Source organism: Streptomyces sp. CNQ329 (assembly GCF_000482585.1).
The window spans coordinates 1-6,325 of record NZ_AXVU01000090.1; the positions used below are offsets into that span (position 1 = coordinate 1).

Here is a 6,325-nt window from a genome sequence, read left to right on the forward strand (position 1 = left end):
GCGCGGCGACGACTTCGGCGCGCTGTCGGTCAGTGATTTCGTCGAGGTCGAATCCGAGGACGTCGGTCTCGACGCCGAGGGTGACGACGGCGGTCTCGGGGGCGAGGTGCATGGGGACCTCGGGTGTGGTGTGCAGTGCGATCGCCAGCCACACGTCGCGGGCTTCCTTCTCGGAGCGGTCGTGGTCGCGGAGGAACGTGTAGGCCGCCTGTGCGCCGTCGAGTTCGAAGCGCCGGTCCGTGGTGCGGTAGGCGCCGGTCAGTCCGAGGTCGTGGAAGAGGCCGCCGACGTAGGCGAGTTCGGGGTCCACATCGGTGCCGCGGGTCTTCGACTTGAGCATCCCCCAGAAGAAGACGCGCCGGGAGTGGTGGAAGAGCGTGTCGTCGGCGGCGTCGCGGACCAGCGCGGTCGCGTCGCGGACGAGGGCGGTGTCCGGGACGGTGATCCCGGCGATCGTCTCGGGCATGAGGGTCCTACCTTCGTGTGTGCCTGAGCAGGGCCACCCGCCAGACGGCCATCTACACGATCGCGCTGACAGGGCACTGACGTCGTGAACATTCGAAATAACCAGAATTCTACAGATTCAGTTATTTAGTCATGGTATCGACTTGTCATGCCTCCCGGCTGGTGATGCGAACTGCTCGTGAGCGAGGACGTGCGGAGGCCGAGCTTCTGCAAGACGCGGATGCAGGCGCGCGGGGTGACCTGGCGGCGATGTTCTGCAAGCGCGTCGCGCTGAAGGGGAAGGCCGCCAAGGCGGAGCTGGCCGCACTGCACGAGCAGCAGCAGGCCATGGTCGAGGCCCTGATCGGCGACTACCGCACCCGGCTGCAGCACGTCGACATATGCGGCCCGCGCAGCAGGCCGAGGGGCACGCCGGGGGACTGACCCACGACGCGCTCGCTGCGTTCGCCGACGCGGACGACGCCGGGGAGGACGCCTTGATCTACGCGGCGACGAAGCCGCCGCCGGCGGCTTTGAGACCGCCTCCAAAAGCGCAACGGAGCCCCGTCATACCCGCCGAGCAGAACCGGACGCTGGGGCCAGCGTCGATGACGCACCGACTTCACGGAAGACGACGGGCCGGAGACCACCCTCGCCCTCGCGGGCAGCCCCTGCACGACCTCAACGAGGTCTCCAAGGGCATGGCGCCGCGGCTGATCATCGCCCGGACGGCGCCCCGCTCGGCGTCCTGGCCCTCGATCACCAGGGCGCCGAGCCCCTGACCAAGCGCATCCACACGATGCCGGCCCATTCTCCACCGAGGATCTTCAGCGGCTCCTGCGCAGGTACCGGCAGTGACCGGGCGGGGTGCACTCGGCAGTTACGCCGCGACTACGCGGTGAGGTCGAGGAAGTCGGCGACGGTGCCGGGCGCTCACGTGCGCCGCCGTGTTCGGGAAGGGCGACGCCCGTTTCCTTCTCCGCGTCGCCGAGTATGAGCGGTGTAGGCCGATCTGGCTCTCCGGGTTCTGCCCTTCGGCAGCAGGCGGGCGCGTCCGAGGGGGGCGTGGCAGCCTGACTCCGTGAAGGGGTTCCGGGGTCCGCTGCGGATCGAAGCGCAGCGCGGTAGTGGTGCGGTGACGCCGCTGGAGCTGTTTTTCGATCTGGTGTTCGTGTTCGCGCTCACGGCGGTCACGGCGTTCGTGGCCGCGGACCTCACCTGGCACGGGATGCTGCGCGGGGCACTGATCTTCGGGCTGCTGTGGTGGAGCTGGGTGTGTTACTCGTGGGTGGGCAATGTGGCACGCGCAGACGAGGGCGTCAGCCGGCTGGGGCTGCTGGCCGCGATGGCGGTGATGTTCGTCCTCGCGCTGAGCATCCCGGAGTCCTTCGATGATCTTCCTGGTGGGCTGTATGGCCCGGTCGTCGTTGCTGTCTGCTATTTCCTGCTCCGTGCCGTGCACCTGGTGCTGTTCTGGATCATTTCTGCCGGTGACCCGGGGCTGCGGGGTCAGTTGCTGCGTTTCGCGCCGTCGATGCTTGCCGCGACCACGTTGCTGCTGATCGCGGCCGGGAGCGGCGGGGCGGTGCAGACGGCGCTGTGGGCGGCGGCGCTGGCGGCGGACTACTTGGGCAACTATCTCGGCGGGGCGCGGGGGTGGCGGCTGCCGTGGGCCGGGCGCGGTGACAGAGGCGTGGGTGGTGCCGACGATACTCCGAAGCCGGACGCGATCCGGGTGAGGGTGTCGTGGCGGCGCAGGTACACCAGAGCGACGAGCGCCCGCTGGTGCGGGGGGGGAGTTTGAACCGTCGGTCACCCTCGCGGGTGACGATGAGCATGGTGACCCACTCGACGAGGGCATGCGGGAGGTTGAGTGCGGCAGGATAGGGAACCAACGAGCCTCCTGTGCCGGTGGGTTGAGACTTCGAACACCTCCCTCAACGGCACGGGAGGCTTTGTGCGTTGCGGCCCTCACCTCCACCTGGCCGGCGTCACCCGATCAGTGGCCACGCTGAAAACGCTCAGTAATCCTGCAAGAGTGGTCTCCGGGCCCCGCCTTGGCTGCTGCGTGTCAGTTGCCGACGGAGGTTGCCTGGGGCAGGTGCGCTGCGGATGTGATGAGCACCTGCGCGGCTTCCCGGGCGGCTTGCGCCCACCCGCCGCCGGGTTCAGCGTTGGCGCTGGTGATCGCGCCGTCGTACAGCACGGCCAGTTGTCGTGCGAGGAGGTCGGCATCGGTGATCCCGGCTTCCTCCAAGAGGTTACTGAAGAGTTCGCGGACCCACGTCCGGTGCTTCAGGTTCTCCAGATGCGCCGGGGCGTCACGAGTCGTCTCTGCCTCGGCGTTGATGAACGGGCACCCGTTGAAGTCGTCGCTCTGGAACCAGCCGCCGAGAAGGTCGAAGACGGCCAGTACGCGATCGAGCGGTCCACCCTCGTGTGCCTCAAGCTGCTCGGCCACATGCGTCTGCCACGCCTCACTTCGGCCGCGCAGATACTCCGCGACCAGGTCGTCCTTGGTTGCGAAGTAGGTGTACATCGTCGCCTTCGAAACCCCGGCCTCAGCGGCAATGAGGTCGACGCCGGTCGCGTGTATGCCGCCTTCGTAGAAGAGCCGATCGGCCGTGACGAGGACGCTTTCAAGCCCTGGGCGGCGACGTGACTTCGCGGTGGTGCTGGTGGACACAAAGAACAGACTACCAGACAGATCTGTTCAGTTAAGGGTTGACAAGAGACTGAACAGACCTGTTCACTTATCGGCGTGAGCAGACCCGGTCAGCTATGGTGGAGGGAAAGATCATGACCACCCCCGCCTACTTCACCCAGTACGAGAACCTGCAGATGACCCGTGGAGACGATGGCGTCGTGCTGGTCCGCTTCCACACCGACGGCTCATCGGCCAGACTCGCGATGACCTCGCCGCCGCGCTCGAGCAGATCGCCCTCGACCGTGACAACAAAACGATCGTGCTCACCGGCACCGGCGACTTCTTCATGAAGGACGTCGACGGCCCGAGCCTCGGGGAGATCCTCAAGCCCGCGGCCTGGGAGAAGACCCGGACTGAGGGCGCCAAGGTCCTCCCCAGCGGCTCATTAGAACTCCCGATGCCGGTCGTCGGCGTGGCCAACGGGCCCGCGATCATCCATTCGGAGTACCTGCTCCAGACCGACATTCTGGAAGAGATCGCCGGTATCGCTCGCGCCAAGTGGCTCCTCTAGACCGGAGAGTCGATCGACGCCACTCCTGCCCTGGAGAGGGGCGTGGTCAGCGAGGTCGTCGCCCACAAGCGTGCCGTCGAGCGGGGCCTGGAGATCGCCCGTGGCCTGGCCACCGAGCCGGCGCATTACCGCAGCCCGCGGAAGCAAACCCTCAACCGTAACCTGCGCAAGCGCATCATCCAGGACGTGCCCTTCGGCATGGCCCTCGAGGGCCTCACCGCCGCCGACATGCCGTACCAGCCGCAGACCTGATCAGGCCCGGGAACTCACGCCACCGCCGCCCACCCCTTCCCCAGAACATCGCACAGAAAGTTGAGCCGTCCTCATGACCACCACAGACAAAACCATCGAGGTCGACGCGGTGGTCGTCGGCTTCGGTAGAGGCGGCAAGATCGCCGCACTCGAACTCGGCAAGGCTGGCAAGCGGGTCATCATCGTTGAGCAGTCAGACCGGATGTACGGCGGCACCTGCCCCAACGTCGGCTGCGTGCCCACGAAGATGCTCGTCCACTATTCCGGCCAGCGCCGTCCTGGCGACACCAGCCAGGACTGGTACGAGCACGCAGTCAACGGGGTGCGCGACTTGACGACCGCGTTCCGCAACGGCAACTTCAACGCACTCAACAACGGCGAGACCACCACGGTCATCACCGGACGGGCGTCCTTTGAGGACGCCCACACGGTCGGCGTCGGGCAGGGCGAGGATCGCCTCCACGTCACCGCGGAGACGATCATCATCAACACCGGCTCCCAGCCGGTGATACCACCCATCCCGGGTCTCCGGGAGAGCGCATTCCTCCACACGAACGTGGAGCTCATCCAGCGCAACCAGCTGCCCGAGCGTCTCGCCATCATCGGGGGCGGCTACCTCGGCCTGGAGTTCGCCTCCATCTACAACCGGTTCGGATCGAAGGTCACCGTCCTCGAAGGCGCCCCCCAGCTCCTGAGCCGCGAGGACGACGACGTCGCCCAGGCAACGATCAGCCTTCTTGCTGACGAGGGCGTCGAGCTCGTCACCGATGCTCATGTCACCGAAGTTCGCGATAACGACAAGACCGTCACCGTCGTCTACGAGCACGCCGGCGAGCACCACGAGGTCGAGGCAGACGGCGTCCTTGCAGCAGCCGGACGCGCTCCCGCCACGGCCGGCCTCGACCTCGAAAAGGCCGGCGTCCAGGTCGACGAGCGGGGCGCAGTCGTCGTGGACGACCGGCTCCGCACCAGCCAACCGCACATCTTCGCCGTCGGCGATGTCAACGGTGGCCCTCAATTTACCTACATATCTCAAGATGATGGATTCATCGTGGCCAACCAGCTTCTCGGCTCGGGCGAACGTCGAGTCTCCGATCGCGTGGCTGTGCCGAAAGTCCTGTTCACTACCCCGCCGCTGGCTACGGTCGGCCTCACCGAGAAGCAGGCCCGCGCGGAAGGCCACACCATCACCGTGGCTCGCGAGGCAGTCGCCGACATCGCCGCAATGCCGCGCGCCTACGTTGTCGAAGAGACCCGCGGCCTCATGAAGTTCATCGTCGACGCTGACACCGACCAGATCCTCGGCGCCGCGCTGCTCAGCATCGACGCTCAGGAGCTGATCAATACCATCGCCTTGGCTATGCGAAACGGCATCACCGCGACTCGGCTGCGTACCTCGATCTACACCCACCCCAGCTCCACCGAGGCGTTCAACGAGGTCCTCGGCGCCATCGTCGATGAGCCCGTCGGCGCATCCATGGCCACTGTGGCTGAATTGACCGCCGAGACCACCCCGGGGCCGACGTGTTGAACCTGCCTGCCATCTTTGAAGTTGGCTGGTCAGAGGTCCTGGAGTGGCGCGGTTCGGGGGTGTTGGTGGTGGGTGGAGGCTGACGTGTAGATCATCTGTCGGGGGTCGGTTTGCCGGTTCCCCTGTGGGCCTGGAAGCGATGCTTACGCTCCGGGATCGCCAAGACCCTGCACATCCTGCGCCTGGCCGACGAGCCCGGCTACCGGCGGCAGATCAAGAGCCAGGCGAACCTTCAGGAGGGCCGCCACTCCCTCGCCCGGAAGATCTTCTACGGCCGGTCCGGGCAGCTCTACCAGCGCTACCAGGACGGTATGGAAGACCTGTTGACCGAACTACCGAGGGGTGAGCTGGAGCCTCCTCGGAGTTCGACGCACGGCCCTGGCCTGCGCCGCCGGATGGGAGGACCCTGGAGGTATGGCCAGGAGGTACGTCCGGCGGTGCTGCCAGGGCGGCAGGGAGCTGCCCGAGGGCGGCAGGCGGTCGCGCCGGTACTGCGGCTCGGCCTGTCGTACAAGGGCCTGGGGGTGAGCCGGGCCCGCTGGGCAGCGATCGGCGCCGTCGGCGAGGCATACCGGGCTCTGATTCGAGGGCCGGAGGCACCCGTGGCCCCGGTTCCGCTGCCCGGAGTGCGGGGGCACCTGGCACGCCAGCGACACCCCCGTACGGCTCCGGAAGCGCTCGGACAGCCGGTACTGCTCGCCCCGGTGCCGCACGAGGGCGTGGCGGAGGCGTTCGCGTTCAGCAGGCGTCACCGTGGACGCCTGCCTGTGACGCTATCGGGCACTTCTCAGAGGGCGGTTCGTGACTCTTTGATGGGTTATCGCGTCACCTGTTGGTGTGGGTACGGGGCGGAGTCTGCCGGTCCATAGCCGCTCGTCTG

6 protein-coding genes and 3 pseudogenes are annotated in these 6,325 nt (G+C 67.0%); 6 read left to right on the top strand and 3 right to left on the bottom strand.

Annotated elements, in window-relative coordinates; translation table 11 throughout:
• Positions 1-466 (bottom strand): HD domain-containing protein (locus I003_RS0128615; RefSeq protein WP_037722046.1); only part of this gene is annotated, 466 nt, incomplete at its 3' end.
• Positions 467-714: 248 nt separating this feature from the next.
• Between I003_RS0128615 and I003_RS36270 the strand changes: the two genes are divergently transcribed.
• Together I003_RS36270 and I003_RS33640 are read left to right on the top strand one after the other, a co-directional pair.
• Positions 715-888 carry a hypothetical protein gene (locus I003_RS36270; protein ID WP_158689040.1) on the top strand — a complete coding sequence of 58 codons (174 nt, stop codon included), beginning with the start codon at positions 715-717 and terminating at the stop codon, positions 886-888.
• A 691-nt stretch (positions 889-1,579) separates the two neighbouring features.
• Positions 1,580-2,104, top strand: a pseudogene (locus I003_RS33640) (low temperature requirement protein A); the annotation flags it as partial.
• Between the two features lie 18 nt (positions 2,105-2,122).
• Here the strand turns inward: I003_RS33640 and I003_RS35325 are convergent.
• Positions 2,123-2,339 (bottom strand): annotated as a pseudogene (locus I003_RS35325) (transposase family protein); the annotation flags it as partial.
• 176 nt (positions 2,340-2,515) lie between these two features.
• Entirely contained in the window at positions 2,516-3,130 is a 615-nt protein-coding gene (locus I003_RS0128630; RefSeq protein WP_037722048.1) for a TetR family transcriptional regulator, read from the bottom strand.
• Positions 3,131-3,410: 280 nt separating this feature from the next.
• Here I003_RS0128630 and I003_RS36585 point away from each other — a divergent pair, with 280 nt between their 5' ends.
• The 4 genes and pseudogenes from I003_RS36585 to I003_RS35335 form a co-directional block, all read left to right on the top strand.
• Entirely contained in the window at positions 3,411-3,662 is a 252-nt protein-coding gene (locus tag I003_RS36585) for a hypothetical protein (RefSeq protein WP_027774612.1), read from the top strand.
• A gap of 42 nt (positions 3,663-3,704) precedes the next feature.
• A complete protein-coding gene (locus I003_RS36590) occupies positions 3,705-3,914 on the top strand; it encodes a hypothetical protein (protein WP_027774613.1) in 210 nt (69 codons plus the stop codon).
• A 73-nt stretch (positions 3,915-3,987) separates the two neighbouring features.
• Entirely contained in the window at positions 3,988-5,445 is a 1,458-nt protein-coding gene (locus I003_RS33650) for a dihydrolipoyl dehydrogenase family protein (protein ID WP_078564528.1), read from the top strand.
• Positions 5,446-5,600: 155 nt separating this feature from the next.
• Positions 5,601-5,780: pseudogene (locus I003_RS35335) on the top strand (Tn3 family transposase); the annotation flags it as partial.
• Between the last annotated feature and the right edge of the window lie 545 nt (positions 5,781-6,325).